This is a genomic window from Kandleria sp. (assembly GCF_017934775.1).
Taxonomy (GTDB): Bacteria; Bacillota_I; Bacilli_A; order Erysipelotrichales; family Coprobacillaceae; genus Kandleria; species Kandleria vitulina.
On the sequence record NZ_JAGBIX010000062.1, the window covers coordinates 13588 to 35693 of the forward strand.

Annotated in this window: 20 protein-coding genes and 1 other annotated feature; of the genes, 18 read left to right on the forward strand and 2 right to left on the reverse strand. The window is 37.3% G+C overall.

Annotated features, from left to right (window positions below):
- Together secE and nusG are read left to right on the forward strand one after the other, a co-directional pair.
- Positions 1 to 318, forward strand: coding sequence for a preprotein translocase subunit SecE (gene secE, locus J6L95_RS06580; protein ID WP_080692590.1), 318 nt, complete (start codon positions 1 to 3; stop codon positions 316 to 318).
- Between the two features lies 1 nt (position 319).
- Positions 320 to 877 carry a transcription termination/antitermination protein NusG gene (gene nusG / locus J6L95_RS06585; protein WP_029071084.1) on the forward strand — a complete coding sequence of 186 codons (558 nt, stop codon included), beginning with the start codon at positions 320 to 322 and terminating at the stop codon, positions 875 to 877.
- Positions 878 to 906: 29 nt separating this feature from the next.
- On the opposite strand, the gene J6L95_RS06590 is transcribed toward nusG, so the two are convergent.
- Positions 907 to 1230 carry a PepSY domain-containing protein gene (locus tag J6L95_RS06590; protein ID WP_287458545.1) on the reverse strand — a complete coding sequence of 108 codons (324 nt, stop codon included), beginning with the start codon at positions 1228 to 1230 and terminating at the stop codon, positions 907 to 909.
- Positions 1231 to 1235: 5 nt separating this feature from the next.
- Positions 1236 to 1916, reverse strand: a complete 681-nt coding sequence (locus J6L95_RS06595) for a PepSY domain-containing protein (protein ID WP_287458546.1) — start codon at positions 1914 to 1916, stop codon at positions 1236 to 1238.
- A 107-nt stretch (positions 1917 to 2023) separates the two neighbouring features.
- On the opposite strand from J6L95_RS06595, the gene J6L95_RS06600 reads away from it, so the two are divergent.
- The 16 genes from J6L95_RS06600 to J6L95_RS06675 all read left to right on the forward strand — a co-directional run bounded on the left by J6L95_RS06600 (position 2024) and on the right by J6L95_RS06675 (position 21963).
- Positions 2024 to 2680 (forward strand): response regulator transcription factor, encoded by a 657-nt coding sequence (locus J6L95_RS06600; RefSeq protein ID WP_287458547.1) that lies wholly within the window; start codon positions 2024 to 2026, stop codon positions 2678 to 2680.
- On the forward strand, positions 2677 to 3981 hold the full coding sequence (locus J6L95_RS06605; protein ID WP_287458548.1) for a sensor histidine kinase: 1305 nt from the start codon (positions 2677 to 2679) through the stop codon (positions 3979 to 3981). The genes J6L95_RS06600 and J6L95_RS06605 overlap by 4 nt, the downstream gene beginning before the upstream one ends.
- Before the next feature lie 147 nt (positions 3982 to 4128).
- Complete coding sequence (gene rplK / locus J6L95_RS06610; RefSeq protein WP_029071087.1) at positions 4129 to 4548, forward strand: 50S ribosomal protein L11; 420 nt, start codon at positions 4129 to 4131, stop codon at positions 4546 to 4548.
- A gap of 87 nt (positions 4549 to 4635) precedes the next feature.
- Entirely contained in the window at positions 4636 to 5316 is a 681-nt protein-coding gene (gene rplA / locus J6L95_RS06615; protein WP_029071088.1) for a 50S ribosomal protein L1, read from the forward strand.
- Between the two features lie 6 nt (positions 5317 to 5322).
- Positions 5323 to 5444, forward strand: a sequence feature (ribosomal protein L10 leader region).
- 35 nt (positions 5445 to 5479) lie between these two features.
- Positions 5480 to 6028, forward strand: a complete 549-nt coding sequence (gene rplJ, locus J6L95_RS06620) for a 50S ribosomal protein L10 (protein WP_029071089.1) — start codon at positions 5480 to 5482, stop codon at positions 6026 to 6028.
- A 26-nt stretch (positions 6029 to 6054) separates the two neighbouring features.
- Entirely contained in the window at positions 6055 to 6423 is a 369-nt protein-coding gene (gene rplL, locus J6L95_RS06625) for a 50S ribosomal protein L7/L12 (protein ID WP_287458549.1), read from the forward strand.
- A 49-nt stretch (positions 6424 to 6472) separates the two neighbouring features.
- Positions 6473 to 7060: a class I SAM-dependent methyltransferase gene (locus tag J6L95_RS06630; RefSeq protein WP_029071091.1), complete on the forward strand. Its 588-nt coding sequence runs from the start codon at positions 6473 to 6475 to the stop codon at positions 7058 to 7060.
- Between the two features lie 151 nt (positions 7061 to 7211).
- Positions 7212 to 10910, forward strand: coding sequence for a DNA-directed RNA polymerase subunit beta (gene rpoB / locus J6L95_RS06635; RefSeq protein ID WP_287458550.1), 3699 nt, complete (start codon positions 7212 to 7214; stop codon positions 10908 to 10910).
- Entirely contained in the window at positions 10910 to 14599 is a 3690-nt protein-coding gene (rpoC, locus tag J6L95_RS06640) for a DNA-directed RNA polymerase subunit beta' (RefSeq protein WP_287458551.1), read from the forward strand. Before rpoB ends, rpoC begins: the two co-directional genes overlap by 1 nt.
- A gap of 296 nt (positions 14600 to 14895) precedes the next feature.
- A complete protein-coding gene (rpsL, locus tag J6L95_RS06645; RefSeq protein WP_029071094.1) occupies positions 14896 to 15309 on the forward strand; it encodes a 30S ribosomal protein S12 in 414 nt (137 codons plus the stop codon).
- A gap of 17 nt (positions 15310 to 15326) precedes the next feature.
- Positions 15327 to 15797 (forward strand): 30S ribosomal protein S7, encoded by a 471-nt coding sequence (rpsG, locus tag J6L95_RS06650; protein WP_029071095.1) that lies wholly within the window; start codon positions 15327 to 15329, stop codon positions 15795 to 15797.
- Positions 15798 to 15839: 42 nt separating this feature from the next.
- Entirely contained in the window at positions 15840 to 17918 is a 2079-nt protein-coding gene (gene fusA / locus J6L95_RS06655) for an elongation factor G (RefSeq protein WP_287458552.1), read from the forward strand.
- A gap of 86 nt (positions 17919 to 18004) precedes the next feature.
- The gene (tuf, locus tag J6L95_RS06660) at positions 18005 to 19189 is read left to right on the forward strand and encodes an elongation factor Tu (RefSeq protein ID WP_029071097.1); all 1185 of its coding nucleotides are present in this window, start codon (positions 18005 to 18007) and stop codon (positions 19187 to 19189) included.
- A 79-nt stretch (positions 19190 to 19268) separates the two neighbouring features.
- A complete protein-coding gene (locus J6L95_RS06665; RefSeq protein ID WP_287458553.1) occupies positions 19269 to 20072 on the forward strand; it encodes a Cof-type HAD-IIB family hydrolase in 804 nt (267 codons plus the stop codon).
- Positions 20073 to 20154: 82 nt separating this feature from the next.
- Positions 20155 to 20469, forward strand: a complete 315-nt coding sequence (locus J6L95_RS06670; protein ID WP_029071099.1) for a PTS lactose/cellobiose transporter subunit IIA — start codon at positions 20155 to 20157, stop codon at positions 20467 to 20469.
- 73 nt (positions 20470 to 20542) lie between these two features.
- Positions 20543 to 21963, forward strand: a protein-coding gene (locus J6L95_RS06675) for an IS3 family transposase (protein ID WP_287458554.1) whose coding sequence is annotated in 2 segments (ribosomal slippage) — positions 20543 to 21029 and positions 21029 to 21963 — 1422 coding nt in all. Because the reading frame shifts where the segments join, the coding sequence is not laid out codon by codon here.
- The last annotated feature ends 143 nt before the right edge of the window (positions 21964 to 22106 follow it).

A 22106-nucleotide genomic window follows, 5' to 3' on the forward strand; every position in this document is an offset into this window, starting at 1 on the left:
ATGGACGCTAAAACTAAGGAAGAAAAGAAAGAGCTTAAAGAGAAGCTAAAAGCGGAACGTAAAGAATTACGTGCAGCTAAGAAGCTTGAAAGAAAAAGAGCTCTAGCTGAATCCATTGATGAGGATCCATTAAAATTAAAAGACTGGTGTTCTTTAAAAGGTATTCGTGAAGAAATCAAGAAAGTACATTGGTTAAGTAAAAAAGAGCTTGCTATTGATAGTGGGGTAGTACTCGCATTTACAATTGTTTTAGGATTGTATTTCTACGCAAGCGATGCAATTATTGCATTAATCTTAAAAGCATTGGGGTTAAATTAATATGGCAGATATCAACGACGAAGGAAGAATGTGGTATGTCGTAAATACCTATTCTGGACATGAAAACAAAGTTAAAGAAAATCTAGAAAAAAGAATTGAATCAATGGGATTACAGGATGTATTGTTCAATATTCTTGTTCCTACACATCCTGAAACTGTTGTAAAGAATGGTAAAAAGGTTAATGTAGAAAAGAACCTTTGGCCAGGTTATGTTCTTGTAGAAATGGTTATGACAGATGAAGCTTGGTATGTTGTAAGAAATACACCAGGTGTTACTGGATTTATCGGTTCAAGTGGGGGAGGAGCTAAGCCATTCCCACTAGCTAAACATGAAATCGATCCAATCTTAAAGAAGATGGGAATCCAGACAGCTAAGCTTGAAATCAATTTCGAAGTTGGCGATGAAGTTAAGATTCTTTCTGCACCATTCGCTGGAATGAGCGGTAAAGTAGAAGCAATCGATGTAGAAAAAGAAAGAGCTACTGTATTAGTAGACTTCTTAGGTAACCTTACTCCAACTGAATTGGATTTGGTTTCATTAGAAAAAGTAGAATTATAAAAAAGAGTTCGCAAAGAACTCTTTTTTTGTTAATCATCTTCTTCTAATTCAATAATAACACCACTGTAGGCATCAATCTTAAACTCATAGATTTTATTATTATGCCTTAATTCTCCTTCATAGATAAGAATGCCATCCTCCTTATCAATTTCTAATGAGATAATGGTAGAAGAAGGCAATCTTTTTAATAAAAGATTGCTTACTTCTTCTTTCGACAACATTTTAGATTGCTTATTATTTTCAGTTTTCACTTCTTCGCTAGGAACAGTAGGAGTAATGGAAGCTCTGCCGACTATGAAGGATAGCGTGGCAATAATGACCATAAGAGAGATAATCAATAACTTCTTGATCATAAATATTAATCAATGTCTACTTCAATAATTTTTCCAGTTTTCGCATTAATAGTAACCTCGTACTCAATGCGTCCTTTAATAAGCTCTACTTCATAGACAAGTGTACCTTTCTCTACTTCAAGTTTTACCTTTCGTAAGCTGGCATTAGGAATTCTCTTTTTCGCAATGCTGACGGCTTTGTCTTTTGAAATGATGGCAGATGTCGTCTTTGTCGCAAAGAAGTTTTTTGTATAGCCCTGAACTTTTCCACTCTGGGCGTTAACATCAGCGGTGGCAGTATATTTCTTATGCTTAAAGCTTACACGATAAATACGACCATCATCTCTTGTTTTACTTACTTTTGTGACAGTAATGTTCTTAAATTTCTTTAAGACAGCCTTTTTTGCAGCACTTGAAGAAATCTTGTAGACTTTTCCTCCTTCATACTGTTTACGTTCCATCTCTAGCTTAATAGCCATCTTGGCACTTTCACTGACCTTGACTTCCCATTCAATCTTTCTGTTCTTATTCTTGAATGTAAATTCCCAAAGGCCTTTCTTGTGTTTTGTCTTTTGAAGATAGCCAACTGAAGGTAAAGCGTTCCTTGCAATTGTCAGCGCCTTATTTTTAGAAAGCGCGTTGGAAGGCATTATACTTAAAGTGAGGGTTAACATCAATGTTGCAATAATAGTCTTTATTGTTTTCATAACTTCTCCTCCTTTCACTTATATCTTAATCTTTGAACATGAAAATAAAATGAAAAAGTATCGCATTTATCAGGATAATTGATATAGTGGAATTAAGGAGGCAAACTATGAAGATACTTGTAGTAGAAGATGAAAAATATCTCAATAGGAATATAAAAGAACATCTTTTAAGAGAAGGCTATTTGGTTGATTATGTCTATGATGGAGCTGAAGCGCTGACATATTGTGAATTGTATGACTACGATGCTATTGTATTAGATCTTATGATGCCTCATATGGACGGCATGACGTTCTTAAAAAAGATTCGCCATAATAAAAACAATACGCCAGTTCTTATCCTGAGTGCAAAAAGTGACGTCAATGATCGCATTTTGGCATTAGATGAAGGGGCAGATGATTATTTAGGAAAACCTTTTTCATTAAAAGAGTTAAGCGCCAGATTACGTGTTCCTATTCGACGTCATCATCAAAAAGGAAACAGTGCATTGATTGAACATTCTCTTTTTAAGTTGGATATGAATGCCCATCAGGTTATAGTCAATGACAATGTAATTGCACTGACATCCAAAGAATATGCAATCTTAGAATATTTGTTATTGAATCAGGGGGTTATCATCAGTCGTGAACGTCTGATGGATCATATATGGGAATATGATTATGATGGAACAAGCAATATTATTGATGTCTATATTCGTACATTAAGAAAGAAAATAGGCAAAGATGCGATTGAGACAGTAAGAGGAGTGGGGTATGTCATACGATGAAGCTTACGATTACAAGAAGATTAACGCTGTTTTATTGTGTCATCCTTTCCATTTTCTTGACTGTAGTAGAAGGAAGTCTTTATTTTATACATGAGTATGTCGATGATGCGAATACGAAGCTTTCTTTATCATCATCGGTAATGAATAGTGTTGAATATATTCATTATGAAAATGAAGTGATCTCCTTAGATAATGCTTTTCCTACTTATGTAGGAGGAACGCTTATTGGGATCTTTAATGAAGAAGGAAGAAGAATCAAAGGAAATATTCCTGCTTCTTTTTCTTCAATATCTTTCAAGGAAGGAGCTTATCAGCTGAAGAAAGTTGATAAAGACTACTATCTTATTTATGATCATCATCTCATTTTCTCTCATTCACAATCACTCTGGATCAGAGGAATCGCAATCAGAGGAAGTCGCACGAGTCTGATGACGCATTATTTAAGAATTGCATCACTTATCTTACCGGTTCTTCTTATTGCCATATTGTGGATGGGTTACTTTATGACCAAGAGGGCCTTGATGCCAATCGTTGATATTTCAAAAGATGTTTCTTCAATTAGAAAAGTCGATGATTTAAGCAAACGTCTTCGAGTAGGTGAAGTAGAAGATGAATTAAGTCAGCTTTCTTATGAAATCAATGAAATGCTGGGGGAGATTGAAGCGTCATTTATTCATGAAAAACAATTCTATGGGGATGTATCCCATGAATTAAAGACGCCGGTAGCCATTATTCAGACGGAATGTGAATCTTTGATGGAAGATGGTCATGAGGAAGTGGAACGGATTCATGAACAGGCCATCAAGATGGGACGTATTATCAATCAGATGTTACTTCTTAGTCGTACTCATCATAAGATAGAAAAAGAAGAAATTGATCTGTCTTTACTTTTTTTAAGTGAAGTTGAACAGATGAGAGAGATTGCAGATAAGAAAGAGATTGTCATTAATGCGGATATTGAAGAAGGTATTCTATATTACGGTGATGAAGTGATGCTTATGAGAATGCTTATGAATCTGTTGGATAATGCAATCAAGTATCAGGAAGAAAAAGGGGTCATCAATGTGCGCCTTTATAAAGATAAAGAGATTGTCCTTATTGTAGAAGATCAAGGAATAGGCATGAGCGATGAAGAAAAGCAGCGTTTCTTTGATCGATTCTATCGTGGAAAAGGGCGTTACTTAAGTGAAGGAAGCGGCATGGGAATGGCGATTGTGAAATGGATAATAGAGAAGCATCAGGGGAGTATTGAAGTAGAAAGTTCATTAGGAAAAGGGACGAAAATAACAGTTAAACTATAAAGATACGATAAAATGAACTTTTTTTAAAAATTGTGTTGCATTTTTGTTTCAATACTGTATAATGCAATACGTACCTAAACGTACAACGTGGGAGGACACTGTCCATATAAACCACAACACGGACAAATTTTATAGGAGGTGTGTCGCGTGAGTAAAAAAGTTGTAAGAGTAATGAAGATTCAGTTCAAAGCTGGACAGGCTAAACCAGGACCAGCACTAGCAGGTGCAGGTATCCAGATGCCTAAATTCTGTACTGCATTCAATGATCAGACTAAAGATCGTATGGGTGAAACAGTACCAGTTGTTTTAACAGTTTATGAAGATAAGAGTTTCGATTTTATCTTAAAAACAGCTCCAGCAAGCGAAATGATCAAAAAGGCTTGTAATCTTAAGAAAGCAGCAAGCGATTCTAAACAGACAGTTGCTACATTATCAGCTGATAAGTTAAAAGAAATTGCTGAATACAAGATGCCTGATCTTAATGCGATTGATATTGAAGGCGCTATGAAGATCATTGCAGGAACAGCTCGTAACATGGGCGTTAAAGTTGAAGGATTAGACGCTTAATCAATTCATTGCATTTGATGGAGATATGATTCCGTCATAATAGTGGGAGGTAACAACCGCTAAGACCACTTTAAGGAGGAAAAAGAAATGGCTAAAAAAGGTAAGAAATACGTAGAAGCTGCTAAATTAGTCGAAAAGGGTAAAGCTTATTCTATCGATGAAGCAGTAGCTTTAGTGAAGAAAACATCTATCACTAAATTTGATGCTGGTGTTGATGTTGCATTCAAATTAAACTTAGATACTAGACATGCAGATCAGCAGTTACGTGGTGCTATTGGTTTACCAAATGGTACTGGTAAAGATAAGAGAGTTTTAGTTATCGCTGAAGGTGCTAAAGCTGAAGAAGCAAAAGCTGCAGGTGCAGATTTTGTTGGTGCTGAAGATGTATTAGAAAATATTGAAAAAGGTTGGTTAGACTTCGATGTAGCTATCGCTACTCCTAACATGATGCCTAAGTTAGGTAAGTTAGGTAGAGTATTAGGACCAAGAGGTTTAATGCCAAACCCTAAGACTGGAACAGTCACTATGGACGTAGAAAAAGCAGTTAAGGAACAGAAAGCCGGTATGGTTAACTACAGAACTGACAAAGACGGTAATGTACATATGCCAATGGGTAGAGTTTCTTTCACTGAAGAAGCTTTAAAAGAAAACTTCTTAACTGTTAAAGATTTAATCTTAAAGGTTAAACCTTCTACAGTAAAAGGGACTTATGTTAAGAATGTTGTAATTTCTACAACTATGGGTCCAAGTATTAAAGTTGAACTTTAATATCAATTAGGTGCAATCAATATACCGTAGACAGTAACTGGCCAATAACCTTAATTTGTTACCGAGGGATATTGTCAAATGACATTGACAAGCTCTCCTCGTGTTAGGAGAGCTTTTATACAGTATATTGTTGCTATATAGAAATTATATAGGAGGAAAAACAATGGCTAAAGAAGTATTAGTAGCTAAACAGGCAATTGTTGATGAAGTTGCAGAAAAGTTAAATAACGCTGCTTCTGTTGTCGTAGCTGAATACCGTGGTTTAACTGTTGCAGAAGTCACTGAACTTCGTACAGCATTAAGAGCTGAAGATGTAGAAATGAAAGTCTACAAGAACAAGCTTGTTAAACGTGCAACTGAAGCTGCAGGCATGAGCGAATTAGATGAATTCTTATCTGGACCAAACGCATTAGTTTTCGGTCATTCAGATGCAGTTGCTCCTGCAAGAGTACTTGCTAAATTTGCTAAAGATCATGAAGCTTTAGTATTAAAAGCAGGTATCGTTGAAGGTAAAATGTGTGATGAAGCTGAAATCAAAGCATTATCAAAATTACCATCAAGAGAAGGTATGTACTCTATGTTATTGGCTTGCTTAAAAGACCCAACTGCAAAAGTTGCAAGAGTTGTTAAAGCATTAGCTGATAAGAAATCTGAAGGTGAAGCAGCACCTGTAGAAACTGCTGAAGCTGCAAGCGAAGAAGCAGCTGCTTAATAAGTAATTAATCGGAGGAAATAAAAATGGCAAAATTAAACATTGAAGATATCTTAGCTTATTTAGAAGAAGCTACAATCTTAGAATTAAATGAATTAGTAAGCGCAATCGAAGAAAAATTTGACGTAACTGCTGCTGCTCCTGTAGCTGTAGCTGCTGCTGGTGCAGAAGAAGATGCTGCTCCTGCAGAAGTAACTGTAACTTTAACTGATGTTGGAGCTACTAAAGTTGCTGTAATCAAAGCTGTAAGAGAAATCACTGGTTTAGGATTAGTTGATGCTAAGAAATTAGTAGATGCTACTCCAGCTAAGATCAAAGAAAACATCCCAGCTGACGAAGCTGCTAAGATCAAAGAAGCATTAGAAGCTGCTGGTGCATCTGTAGAAGTTAAATAATTTAACCTATACATATTAAGCCCCGAAAGGGGCTTTTTTGTTAACAGATATGGGACACTATTTTACAAACGACCAATTGGAAAGTAAACCTACACGTTTTACTTTCCAGTACCATGGTCATGAATTGATCTTTAATAGCGATAGCGGAGTGTTTTCTAAAACATTTATCGACTATGGTTCTCGTGTTCTTTTAGATGCGGTAGAGATCAAAGATGCACAGACGCTACTAGACCTTGGATGTGGTTATGGTACATTGGGGATTACGTTAAAAGCGTTAAATCCACAGTTGCATGTGACTATGGTGGACGTGAACCGCCGAGCAATTTCTCTTGCAAAAGAGAACATAACGTGTAATAATCTAGATAACATTGATGTCTATGAAAGCAATATCTACGAAAATGTAGAGGGTACTTTTGATATGATTCTCTCAAACCCACCAATTAGAGCTGGGAAGAAGGTTGTCCATACTATTCTTGAAGAAGCGTATGATCATCTCAACGAGGGAGGCCGACTTGTCGTAGTCATTAGGAAGAAGCAAGGAGCACCAAGTGCTAAAGCTAAAATGGAAGAAGTATTTGGCAATTGTGAAATCTTAAAGAAGGACAAGGGTTATTACATTTTACAATCGTATAAATAAGCGCTGCGAAACAATTAATTTTTTTGAGAAAATTATTGACAAAAAAGTGTTGTTATGATAGCATTCTAAAATGCCAACTCATATCTAAAAGCAGCGCTTTTTGTCATGCTTTTTTATAGGGTGAAGACGTGAGAGAAGGAGTGAAACGGACTTGGAAAAGAATGTAACACGCGATGAGAGACGTATAACTCGACGCGACTATTCACGAATTAGTGGTTCGCTAGAATTGCCTAATCTAGTAGAAATTCAGACTGATTCTTTCAAATGGTTTATGGAAAAAGGTATTAAAGAGGTCTTTGAGGATATTTATCCTATCACAAACTTCAATGAGACATTATCATTGGAATTTGAAGACTGCCATTTCGATCAACCTAAATATGATATTGATGAAAGCAAGGATAGAGATACTATCTATTCTGCTCCATTAAGAGCAACATTACGCCTAGTAAATAACACTACAGGTGAAATCAAAGAAAACGAAGTATTCATGGGAGATTTCCCATTAATGACAGATTCAGGTACATTTATCATTAATGGTGCTGAGCGTGTAATCGTATCTCAGCTTGTCCGTTCTCCTGGAGCGTACTTTGGTAATGGAACTGATAAAGTAGGGAAAACTGTCTTCTCTGGACAGGTAATCCCATCAAGAGGTACTTGGCTTGAATTTGAAAATGACAGTAAAGATGTATTGAATGTACGTATTGACCGTCAGAAGAAGATTCCTGGTACTATTCTTTTACGTGCGCTTGGATTATCAACAAACGAAGAAATCACTGCTGTATTTGGTGAACATGAATTCTTAACAAATACTTTTGAAAAAGATACGACTCATAATACTGATGAAGCATTGATTGAAATTTACAATAAGTTAAGACCTGGTGAACCTGCTACATTAGAAGGTGCCAACTCTTTACTTTATACAAGATTCTTTGATCCTAAGAGATATGATCTTGCTAAAGCTGGTCGTTTTAAATTAGGTAAGAAGTTATCATTATTAGACAGACTTTCAGGAAGAGTACTTGCTGAAGATGTTTATGACGTTGATGGAAATCTTGTATTAAAAGAAGATACTAAAATCACAGTTAAGGAATTAGATATCTTAAAACCAGTATTTGAAGCTGGTGCACATATGCATGACATCAAGACTAATGAAAATATGGACTCTAACTCAAGAGTACAGTGGATTGATGTCTACACAGATGAAACTAAGAGAAGAAAAATGAGAGTTATCGGTACTGATCTTTCATTAAAGAGCAAATTTATCACAATCAGTGATATGATTGCTGCTTATTCTTATATGCTTAACTTAGTTGACATCTTTGAAACAATTGACTTACAGGATCAGGATAGAGTCAACTTAATGAGCAGAATTGGCTTATTGGACGATATCGATCATTTAGGAAACAGACGTGTACGTACTGTTGGTGAATTAGTACAGAACCAGTTCAGAATTGGTTTATCACGTATGGAAAGAGTCGTTAAGGAAAGAATGTCATTATCAGAAGCTGATAGTGTGACTCCTCAGTCTTTAACAAACATTCGTCCATTGACTGCAGCTATCAAAGAATTCTTTGCAAGTTCGCAGTTATCTCAGTTCATGGATCAGATCAACCCATTAGCTGAATTAACTAATAAACGTCGTTTATCTGCGTTAGGTCCTGGTGGTTTATCAAGAGATAGAGCAGGTTATGAAGTCCGTGACGTTCATGCATCTCACTACGGAAGAATCTGTCCAATCGAAACACCTGAAGGTCCAAACATCGGTTTGATCTCAACTTTAGCATCTTATGCCAAAGTTAATGAATATGGATTCATTGAAACTCCATATAGAAAAGTTAATGACTGTGTCATTGACGAAAATGATATCCGTTATTTATCTGCGGATGAAGAAAAGAATTATGTTATTTCTCAGGCTAAGGTTACTACTGATGAAAATGACAGAATTATTGATGAACAGGTTATCGCTCGTCATTTAGGTGAAAACATCATGGCTAAGCCTGAAGAAATCGATTTTATCGATATTTCTCCTAAACAGATCGTATCCGTTGCATCTTCATGTATCCCATTCCTTGAAAACGATGATGCCACTCGTGCCTTGATGGGATGTAACATGCAGCGTCAGGCCGTTCCTCTATTGAACCCTCATGCACCATACGTAGGAACTGGTATGGAAGCACAGGCTGCAAGAGACTCAGGAGCTGCTGTTGTCGCTAAAGAAGCTGGTACTGTCACTTATGTTGATGGTAAGAAGATTATCGTTAAGAATGAAGACAACCAGGAAAGAAAATATAGATTATTAAAATTCGCTGGATCAAATGATGGTACATCTATTAACCATAGACCAATCGTAGAAGTTGGAGATCATGTAGAAAAAGGTGAAATCCTTGCTGATGGTCCATCTATGGAAAAAGGTGAATTAGCATTAGGTCAGAACGTCTTAGTAGGTTTCATGACATGGAACGGTTATAACTACGAAGATGCGGTTATCATGAGTGAAAGACTTGTGAAAGAAGATGTCTATACTTCAATTCACGTTGAAGAATATGATATCGAATGTAGAGAAACTAAGCTTGGCCCAGAAGAAATTACAAGAGATATCCCTAACGTTGGGGAAGAAGCTCGTTCTAACTTAGACGAAAACGGTATTATCCGTATCGGTGCTGAAGTTAAGGAAGGCGATATCCTTGTAGGTAAAGTTACACCTAAGGGACAGGCAGAATTATCTGCAGAAGAAAAATTATTATTAGCTATCTTTGGTGAAAAATCTAGAGAAGTTAAAGATAACTCATTAAGAGTTCCACATGGTGGGGCTGGTATCGTTCATGATATCAAAGTCTTTGACCGTAAAAACGGTGATGACAACCTTCAGCCAGGTGTAAACTCTGTTGTTAAGGTATATATCATCCAGAAGAGAAAGATCTCTGAAGGTGATAAGATGTCTGGTCGTCATGGTAACAAGGGTGTCATTTCTAAAATCTTACCAATCGAAGATATGCCACATCTTGAAGATGGTACACCACTTGACATCATGCTTAACCCATTAGGGGTACCTTCACGTATGAACATCGGTCAGGTATTGGAATTACACTTAGGTTATGCTGCTAGACAGCTTGGTGGACAGTATTTCGCTACACCAGCCTTCGATGGTATCAATGCAAACGACTTAGCTAACATCATGGATGAAGCAGGTGTTCCTCAGGATGGTAAACAGTGGGTAATCAGCGGACAGACTGGTGAATACTTCGATTCAAAAGTTTCTGTTGGTGTAATGTACATGATCAAACTTTGTCACATGGTTGATGATAAGTTACATGCAAGATCTGTTGGACCATACTCACTTGTTACTCAGCAGCCACTTGGTGGTAAAGCTCAGAACGGTGGACAGAGATTCGGGGAAATGGAAGTTTGGGCCCTTGAAGCATATGGTGCTGCTTACACATTAAGAGAAATCTTAACAGTTAAGTCAGATGACGTTGTAGGACGTGTTAAGACATATGAAGCAATCGTTAAGGGACAGAAATTACCAGAACCTGGTTTACCAGAATCATTCCGTGTATTAACAAAAGAATTACAGGCATTGGCATTAGATGTTGAATTATTAGACGATGATGGCAATGAAGTACAGATGAGCAATATCGAAGATGAAGAACGTCGTTTCCCAAGATCATTCGATAATGAAAAGAAAGCTCATGAAGAAAAGAAAGAAGAAGCAGTAGAAGAAGCATCAGAAGCACCAGCTTCTGATGAAGAAGCTGCATTAGATAGCTATAATGATGAACAGACAGACGCTGCTATCAACAATATCATGGCAGCTTTGGCTGGATCAGAAGAGGATGAGGAGGAAGAATAATGGCATCAAATACAAATTTCTCAGCAATCCGTATTGGATTAGCCTCTCCAGAAAAGATCCGTGCTTGGTCTCATGGTGAAGTTAAGAAACCGGAAACAATCAACTACCGTTCACAGAAACCTGAAAAAGATGGGTTATTCTGTGAACGCATCTTCGGTCCTATGAAGGACTGGGAATGTGCCTGCGGTAAGTATAAGAAAATCAGATATAAAGGTGTTGTCTGCGATCGATGCGGTGTTGAAGTCACTAAGTCTTCAGTTCGTAGAGAAAGAATGGGACATATCGAATTAGCAACTCCAGTTGCTCATATCTGGTATTTAAAGGGTATTCCTTCAAGAATGGGATTAATCCTTGATATGCCTGCAAAACAGCTAGAAGAAATCATTTACTTCGTTTCTTACGTTGTTACTGATAAAGGAACTACTCCTTTGGAATTCAAACAGGTATTATCTGAAAGAGATTATCGTAACTGTAGAGAAAAATTCGGAAATCAGTTCGAAGCTAAGATCGGTGCAGAAGCCATTAAGATCTTATTACAGAAAGTCGATCTTGATAGCGAATTTGAAACAGTTATGCATGAATTAAGAGAAGCTCAGGGACAGAAACGTCAGAAGCTTCTTAAGAGACTTGACGCAATTGAAGCATTCAGAGAATCTGAAAATCAGCCAGAATGGATGATCTTGGATGTACTTCCAGTTATCCCACCTGATTTAAGACCAATGCTTCAGCTTGACGGTGGACGTTTTGCGACAAGTGATTTGAACGATTTATATCGTCGTGTTATCACTCGTAACAACCGTCTTAAGAAATTATTGGAATTAGGTACTCCTTCAATTATCGTACAGAACGAAAAACGTATGTTACAGGAAGCTGTTGATGCGTTAATCGATAACGGTAGAAGAAGCAAACCTATCACTGGTGCAGGTGGAAGACCATTAAAGTCTTTATCACATACACTTAAAGGTAAGCAGGGTCGTTTCAGACAGAACTTACTTGGTAAGCGTGTAGACTACTCAGGACGTTCAGTTATCGCAGTAGGTCCAAGCTTAAAGATGTATCAGTGTGGTATTCCAAGAGAAATGGCCATCAATTTATTTAAGCCATTCGTTATCTCTGGTTTAGTTAGAGAACAGCTTGCAACTAACATCAAGGCAGCTGAAAGAATGATTGACAAGATGGATGATGCTATCTGGCCAATCGTTGAAGAAGTTATTAAAGAACATCCAGTTCTTCTTAACCGTGCGCCAACATTACATAGACTTGGTATCCAGGCATTCGAACCAATCTTAGTTGAAGGTCGTGCTATTCGTCTTCATCCATTGATGTGTCCAGCGTTCAACGCCGACTTCGATGGTGACCAGATGGCCGTTCACGTTCCACTTGGTGAAGAAGCAATCCAGGAAGCAAGACAGCTTATGTTAGGTTCACGAAACATCCTTGGTCCTAAGGATGGTAAGCCAATCGTTACTCCATCACAGGATATGGTGCTTGGTAACTACTACTTAACTACAGAAGTTGCTGGCAAGATTGGTGAAGGTACAGTCTTCGCTGACGTTAACGAAGTATTAATGGCTTATGATGCCAAGACAGTACACTTACATACAAGATGTGCAATCAGAGGTGCATCTTTACATAACAAGACATTTACTGAAGAACAGAACAACAGTTACTTGATTACTTCAGTAGGTAAGATTATCTTCAACATGATCTTTGATGGAGAATTCCCATTCATGAACGAAGATAGCAACGAAAACCTTAAAGGAACTCCTGATAAGTTCTTCGTTCCAATGGGAACTGATATTAAGGAACATATCAAGAAACAGGAAATCATTCATCCATTTACTAAGAAGACACTTGAACACATCATCGATGAAGCATTCAAGACTGTCCATAGTGAAGAAATCAGCGTAATGCTTGATAAGATGAAAGATCAGGGATATCATTTCTCAACAGTTGCTGCATTAACAGTATCAGTTGCCGATATCCAGATCCCAGAAGCAAAATATGAATTATTCGAAGAAGCAGATGAATCTCTTGAAACAATCAAGAAGTTATATGCTAAGGGTAAATTAACTGAAACAGAACGTTATCATGCGGTAATTAAGTTATGGACTGATATCAAAGATCAGGTACAGGCTGTCGTATTTGATGAATTCGTTTCTGATATTACAAACCCAATCTTCATCATGTCAGATTCAGGTGCCCGTGGTAATATCTCGAACTTCACTCAGCTCGTAGGTATGCGTGGTCTTATGTCCAACCCTAAGGGTGAAACAATCGAATTACCTATCAAGTCTGCCTTACGAGAAGGTTTAACAGCATCAGAGTTCTTCATTTCTACACATGGTGCACGTAAAGGTTCTACCGATACTGCGTTAAAGACTGCCGATTCAGGTTACTTGACAAGACGTCTTGTCGATGTATCTCAGGAAGTTATCGTTACAGAAGAAGACTGTGGTACTGATAAAGGATTCATGGTTTCTGCATTAATCAATACTGCAGATAACAGTGAAATCGTACCATTGGAAGACAGATTGATCGGACGTACTTCACTTAAAGATATCGTTCATCCAGAAACAGGTGAAATCATCGTTCATGCTGGTGAACTTATGAATGAAAACAGCGCTGCTGCAGTAGTAAATGCTGGTATTGAAGAAGTAGAAATCAGATCAGTATTTGGATGCCGTGCTAAATCAGGTGTCTGCTGCAAGTGTTATGGTAGAAACTTAGCAACTGGTGAACCAGTTGAAATCGGTGAAACAATCGGTATCATGGCTGCTCAGTCTATCGGTGAACCAGGTACACAGTTAACAATGCGTACTTTCCACCAGGGTGGGGTTGCCGGTGATGCGGATATCACTCAGGGTCTTCCTCGTATTCAGGAATTGTTTGAAGCGAGAAATCCTAAGGCTAAATCTATCATCTCAGAAATCGCTGGTACTGTAACTTCAATTATCGACAATGGTGGTCGTGCTGAAGTTGTTGTTTCTAACGATTTAGAAACTAAGTCTTATTTAGCTCCTTACGGTGCAAAATTAAGAGTTGTTGAAGGGGACGAAGTAGAAGTCGGTGGCAAGATCACTGAAGGTTCTATCGATCCTAAAGAATTATTAGCTGTTGCTGATGTAAGAGCAGTTGAAAACTATATCTTGAAGGAAGTACAGAAAGTATATAGACTTCAGGGTATCGAAATTTCTGATAAACATATCGAAATCATCGTACGTCAGATGTTAAAACGTATGAGAATCATCGATGGTGGGGACACTGGTGTATTACCAGGAAGCCATGTCTCTGTACAGACATTCACTGAAATCAATAAAGAAGCTTTACATGAAGGTAAACACCCAGCTGTTGGTAGACCAATCTTACTTGGTATCACTAAAGCATCTCTTGATACTGATTCTTGGTTATCAGCTGCATCATTCCAGGAAACTACAAGAATCCTTACTGATGCTGCTATCAAGGGTAAAGTGGATGATCTTAAGGGACTTAAAGAAAATGTTATCATCGGTCACTTATTGCCAGCAGGTACTGGTTTAAGAGGTCCTCTTAAATCACCTGAAACTATAGCAAAAGAAAAAGAAGAAGCAGAAAGACTTGCTGCACTTGAAAGAAGCGAGGAAGAAGCTGAATTCTTTAACCCAGATGATGCTACATTCAATGAACCTGAAGAATTCATTGCTCATTAATAAATTAAGATCGAACGTGTAAACGTTCGGTCTTTTTTATACTCAAATCGCTATTTGAAACGTGAGGAACCGTTGTTTAATAGTAAAGAAGAACGAAAAGCATAACATGCTGATAAACAGGATATTTTTCACTGAATGAAACACACGGAAAAGTTGTTTAAAAAATTACACTAAAAGTATTGACTTAAACAAAATGATTATGTATTATATCTAAGGTGCTTGATTAATGGAGCATCAATTTAAATGGAAATTTCTGAAACACCCGGAAAAGTGTGTTAGAAAGAAAGGAGAAAACAATGCCTACAATTAATCAGTTAGTTAGAAAAGGACGTAGTGAAAAAGTAAAGAAATATAAATCTCCAGCTTTAAATAGAGGTTATAACTCTTTAGCAAAGAAAGCTACTAAGGTAGCATCACCTCAGAAACGTGGTGTATGTACTCGTGTGGCTACTATGACACCTAAAAAACCAAACTCTGCTTTAAGAAAATATGCCAGAGTTAGATTATCTAATGGCTTAGAAGTTACTGCATATATCCCAGGTATCGGTCATAACTTACAGGAACACTCAGTTGTTCTTATTCGTGGTGGACGTGTAAAGGATTTACCAGGGGTTCGTTACCATATTATCCGTGGTACAATGGACTGTGCTGGTGTTAAAGACCGTATGCAGGGACGCTCTCGTTACGGAGCTAAAAAACCAAAGAAATAAAATAGGAGGAATTGCTAATGTCTAGAAAAGGACGTATTGCTAAGAGAGATGTTTTACCTGATCCAGTGTACAATAGCAAAACTATTACTAAACTAATCAACAACATCATGCTCGATGGTAAAAAAGGTGTTGCTCAGAACATCTTATATAGTGCATTTAATAAAGTAGAAGCTAAGACTGGCAAACCAGCTATGGAAGTATTTGATGCTGCAATCAACAACATCATGCCTGTACTTGAATTAAAGGTAAGACGTGTTGGTGGAGCTAACTACCAGGTACCAGTTGAAGTTTCACCAGAAAGAAGAATGACATTAGGTTTAAGATGGTTAACTCAGTATTCACGTTTAAGAAACGAAAATACTATGGTTGATCGTTTAGCTAATGAAATTATCGATGCTTCTAACGGAACAGGTGCTTCTGTTAAGAAGAAAGATGATACTCACAAAATGGCTGAAGCAAACAAAGCTTTCGCACATTTCCGTTGGTAAGATTGTTTTATTTATTAATAAAATTATTAAAAGGAGAAAAATATGGCTCGTGAATATCCATTAGAGAAAACACGTAATATCGGTATCATGGCTCACATCGATGCTGGTAAAACAACAACTACAGAACGTGTTCTCTATTATACAGGTAGAATTCATAAGATCGGTGAAACACATGATGGTGCTTCTCAGATGGACTGGATGGAACAGGAACAGGAACGTGGTATCACTATCACTTCTGCTGCAACTACAGCTCATTGGAAAGGTCATAGAATCAACATCATCGATACACCGGGCCACGTAGATTTCACTGTCGAAGTTGAAAGATCTTTACGTGTTCTTGATGGTGCTGTTACTGTACTTGATTCAAAGGCAGGGGTTGAACCTCAGACTGAAACAGTATGGAGACAGGCTACAACTTATGGTGTACCAAGAATCGTATTCTCTAACAAGATGGATGCTACAGGTGCTGATTTCATCATGTCACTTGAATCTATCGGTAAGAGATTAGGTGCTAATGCTGTTGCATTACAGTTACCTATCGGTGCTGAATCTGAATTCGAAGGTATTATTGACTTATTAAAAATGAAGGCTTTATACTTCGAAGGTGCAGAAGGTCAGGAAGTTGTTGAAAAAGAAATTCCTGAAGAATACCAGGCACAGGCTGCTGAATATCATGAAAAATTATTAGAAGCAGCTGCATCATTTGATGATGATTTATTAATGCAGGTTCTTGAAGGTGAAGAACCAGCAGTTGAAGATGTTAAAGCTGCTATCCGTAAAGGTACATTAGCAGTTGAATTATTCCCAGTATTATGTGGATCAGCATACAAAGATAAAGGTGTACAGCCAATGCTAGATGCAGTTATCGATTACTTACCTGCACCTACTGATGTACCTTCTATCAAGGGTATTGATGAAAATGAAGCAGAAATCGAAAGACATCCTTCTGATGAAGAACCATTCGCTGCTTTAGCATTCAAGGTTATGACTGACCCTTATGTTGGTAAATTAACATTCTTCCGTGTATACTCAGGTACTGCTTCATCTGGTACTTATGTATTAAACTCTACAAAAGACAAGAGAGAACGTTTAGGACGTATCTTACAGATGCATGCCAATACACGTAAAGAAATCGATGAAGTTTACGCAGGAGATATCGCTGCTGCAGTAGGTTTCAAAAATACAACAACTGGTGATACTCTTTGTGATGAAGATAACTTTGTTATCCTTGAAAAGATGGAATTCCCAGAACCAGTTATTGAATTAGCTATCGAACCTAAGACTAAACAGGATAACGATAAGTTAGGTACAGCCTTAGCTAAGTTAGCTGAAGAAGATCCAACTTTCAGAACTTCTACAAACCCTGAAACTGGTGATACTATTATCGCTGGTATGGGTGAATTACACTTAGATGTCATCGTTGACAGATTAAAGAGAGAATTCAAGGTTGAAGCAAATGTAGGTGCTCCTCAGGTTGCTTACCGTGAAACTATCACTCAGGGCGCTGACGTTGAAGGTAAGTTCATCAGACAGTCTGGTGGTCGTGGTCAGTACGGTCATGTATGGATCAAATTTGAACCAAATGAAGGAAAAGGTTTCGAATTCGTTGACGCTATCGTCGGTGGTTCAGTACCAAGAGAATACATTGGTTCTGTAAAACAGGGTCTTGAAGATGCATTAAATAACGGTATCGTTGCTGGATATCCAGTATTAGATATCAAAGCGACATTATTCGATGGTTCTTACCATGATGTCGATTCATCTGAACAGGCTTATAAGATCGCTGCTTCTATGGCATTAAAGAATGCTGCTAAGAAGTGTGCTCCAGTTATCCTTGAACCAATCATGAAAGTTGAAGTTACTGCTCCAGCTGAATACTTAGGTTCTGTAATGGGTGACGTTTCTTCTCGTCGTGGTATGATCGATGGACAGGAAGAAAGAGGAAACGCAGTAGTTGTTCAGGCTTCTGTACCTCTATCAGAAATGTTCGGTTACGCAACTGACTTAAGATCATTCACACAGGGTCGTGGAAACTATGTAATGCAGTTCGATAGATACGAACAGGTTCCAAAGTCAATCAGAGAAGAAATCATTAAGAAAAAAGGCGCAAACGCTGAATAATTAAATTAATTGAATTATGTTGATTTTTGGCATTAATTCATATAGAATGTATTTGTAAAATTTTATATTTAGGAGGAAGACCTTAAATGGCAAAAGAACATTTTAACCGTGAGAAAACTCACGTAAACGTTGGTACTATTGGTCATGTCGATCATGGTAAAACTACATTAACTGCTGCTATCACAAAATACTTAGCAGATAAGGGTATGGCTCAGTTCGAAGATTACGCTGATATCGATGCTGCTCCAGAAGAAAAAGAACGTGGTATCACAATCAATACAGCTCACGTTGAATATGAAACAGATGGACGTCACTATGCACACGTTGACTGTCCAGGCCATGCTGACTACATCAAGAACATGATCACTGGTGCAGCTCAGATGGATGGTTCTATCTTAGTTGTTGCTGCAACTGATGGACCTATGCCACAGACAAGAGAACATATCTTATTATCTCGTCAGGTTGGTGTACCATACATCATCGTATTCTTAAACAAATGCGATATGGTTGATGACGAAGAATTAATCGAATTAGTAGAAATGGAAGTTCGTGAATTATTAAATGAATACGAATTCCCAGGAGATGACACTCCAGTTATCCGTGGTTCTGCATTAAAAGCTCTTGAAGGAGATCCAAAATGGACTGCTCCTATCCAGGAATTATTAGACACTATGGATTCTTATATCCCTGATCCAGTCAGAGATACTGATAAACCATTCTTAATGCCAGTTGAAGACGTATTCACAATCACTGGACGTGGTACAGTTGCTACTGGTAGAGTAGAACGTGGACAGTTAAACTTAAATGATCCAATCGAAATCGTTGGTATCAAAGAAACTCAGTCAACAGTTGCTACTGGTATCGAAATGTTCCGTAAGTTATTAGACTACGCTCTAGCTGGTGATAACGTTGGTGTATTATTAAGAGGTATCAACAGAGACCAGATCGAAAGAGGTCAGGTTTTAGCTAAACCAGGATCAGTACATCCACATAAGAAATTCAAATCTCAGGTTTACGTATTATCAAAAGACGAAGGTGGACGTCATACTCCATTCTTCGCTAACTATAGACCACAGTTCTATTTCAGAACTACTGACATCACTGGTATCATCGAATTACCAGAAGGTGTAGAAATGGTTATGCCTGGCGATAACGTTGAATTAACAGTTGAATTAATTCACCCAATCGCTATCGAAAACGGTACTCGTTTCTCTATCCGTGAAGGTGGTAGAACAGTTGGTGCTGGTAACGTTTCTGAAATCATTGACTAATCATTACGTTACATTAGAAGAAGATATCCTTGGATATCTTCTTTTTTTTATGTTAATGTAGTCTTTGGAGGTAATACGCATGGATAATAAGATGTTCTTTTTTGACATTGATGGAACCTTAATTGATGTCAATAAAGATATATATGAAATCACAGATGCATCCAAGGTAGCTATGGATGAACTAAAGAGCAATGGACATGATGTCTTTTTGTCTACGGGCAGATGTAAATGCTTTATTGTAGATGGGGTATCATCATATCCTTTTAGTGGCTACGTAACATGCAATGGGGGACATGTCTCTTATAAGGGTAAAACTTTATATAAGACTGTCATTGAGCCAAAAGCGATTATAGAAACAATGAATCTTTGTTCACAATATGATATGAATTATTATTTTGAAAGCAATGATTATATTTATATAAAGGATCGTCATGATCCAGCCCATGTTCATTTTGCCAATAAGTGGGGAATGAAAGATGAAATCTGCGTCGATCATTTTGATCCTTACCATATTGAAAGCTATATCGGAATGATCTATTGTAATAATTTAGATGATATTCCTGTGATGATTGAAAAATTATCACCATATTTCGATATTCAGCGACATCGTTCTCGTCATTCTTTTGATTTGACGCTTAGAGGTACATCGAAAGCCAAAGGTATTATGGAGCTTGTAAAAGCGATGCATAGAGATATGAAGGATACTATCGCTTTTGGTGATGGACGAAATGATTTAGAGATGATTGAAGAGGTGTCTCTTGGAATTGCGATGGGAAATGCAGTGCCAGAATTAAAAAAAGTTGCCAATTATGTAACAGCAAATATTGAGGATGAAGGCATACAATTTGCATTGCAGCATTTTGGCATGATAAATCAGCGCTGATAGGGTTTGAAATCGCTCTCAATTATGATATAATATAAAAGCAGATTTATTCTGAGAAAATTTTTAAAGGAGATATTATAAGATGGATGAACAGGAACAGTTAGTCATTAATTTGATTGTTAACGCTGGTAGTGCAAGAAGCTCAGCAATCGAAGCAATTCAGTATGCAAAAGCAGGAGATTTTGACAAAGCAGACGAATCTCTTCAGAATGCAAAAGAATCAGTAAATGAAGCACATCATTCTCAGACTGAAATGATTCAGGCTGAAATTCGTGGAGAAAAAGCTCCATTAAGCTTATTGATGGTTCATGCCCAGGATCATTTAATGTGCGGTTTAGTAGTTATTGATTTAGCAGCTGAATTTGTAGATGTTTACAAAAAAATGGCAGGAAAATAAAAACGAGGCTACGTATGTACCGACCCCCAAAAGTTAGACCTGAAAATCTAACAATTGGGAGGTCGGTATTTTTATGGCAAAATATTCATATGAGTTCAAGAAAAAAGCAGTTATTGAATATCTGGAAGGTTGTGGTGGCTATGATTTTCTTTCTGCCAAGTATGGGCTGGGGTCAAAGACTCAACTTCAAATATGGGTTTCTGCCTACAAAAAATTCGGAGATGATGGACTTAAACGTTCCGGAAAAAAAGAAAAATACTCTTTCGAAAAGAAACTTTCTATTGTAGAGTTATATTTATCAAGTGAAATCTCATATCAAGATTTAGCTCTACAAGAAGGAATTACTAATCCAAGTATAATTGCAAACTGGGTTAATCGCTTTCGAGTTGCTGGTCCAGATGCGTTGAGACCACGTAAGAAAGGGTGTAAGAAAACGTTGAATAAGTCGGAAAGTAATAAGCAGGGAAAACCTGTTGAAGAGACTTCTGTTGATATAAGTGCAGAGCGTGTGAAGGAACTTGAGGATGAACTCCTTAAGCTAAGAATCGAGAATGCATTTTTAAAAGAACTGAGGAGGCTGCGTTTAGAGGACGAGGCAAAAATGAGAGAATGGCGCTCGTCATCAACAGTCTCCGACGAGAATTCAAACTAAAAGACCTTCTCTCTTATACTGGCATGCCAAAAGCAACATATATGTATTGGCAAAAGCGATTTGATAGAGAAAATCCCGATAAAGAACTTGAAGAAAAAATCCAAGAAATCCGTAAGAATAATAAGGATTATGGATATCGAAGAATACATGCAGAGCTTCGTAATCAGGGATATAGAATCAATAAAAAGAAAATTCAGAGAATCGTTCAAAAGCTTGGCTTGCAAGTAACATCCTATATGCGAAAAAGCAGGAAATATAGTTCTTACATGGGCAAAGTGGGTACCGTTGCCCCTAACAGAATTCGTAGACGATTTAATACAAACATACCACATCAAAAAATCACAACAGATACGACAGAATTTAAGTATTATGAAGTTGATTCCAAAGGACATATGACTATGCATAAACTTTATCTGGATCCATTTATGGATATGTGTAACGGAGAAATCCTAAGTTATGGAATAGACAAGAAACCTTCTGCTAAGAATGTAATGAACGCCTTGGATAAGGCTATTGAAGTAACTTCAGACTGTCCTTATAGAAGAACCTTTCATTCGGATCAAGGCTGGGCCTACCAAATGAAAGCATACACTCATAGACTAAAAGAGGAAAAAATATTCCAAAGTATGTCCAGAAAGGGAAACTGTCTTGATAACTCAGTAATGGAAAATTTTTTTGGGATTCTTAAGCAAGAAATATACTATGGTGTTGTTTACTATAGTTATGAGGAATTAAAATCTGAAATAGAACGATTTATAAAATACTACAACGAGCAACGAATAAAGGAAAAGTTAGGATGGATGAGTCCTGTTCAATATAGACGCCATCTTTTAACTGCATAAAGAAAAAAGAGACTGTAACGAAATGATTTAATCATTTCGTTAGGCTTCTTTTTTTTCCATATTTTTCATGATATGTAGTATATGATTTCATTCTATTCATTCTCATAAGACTCACAATAAAAAAACCCTAAAAAAGGGCGTAA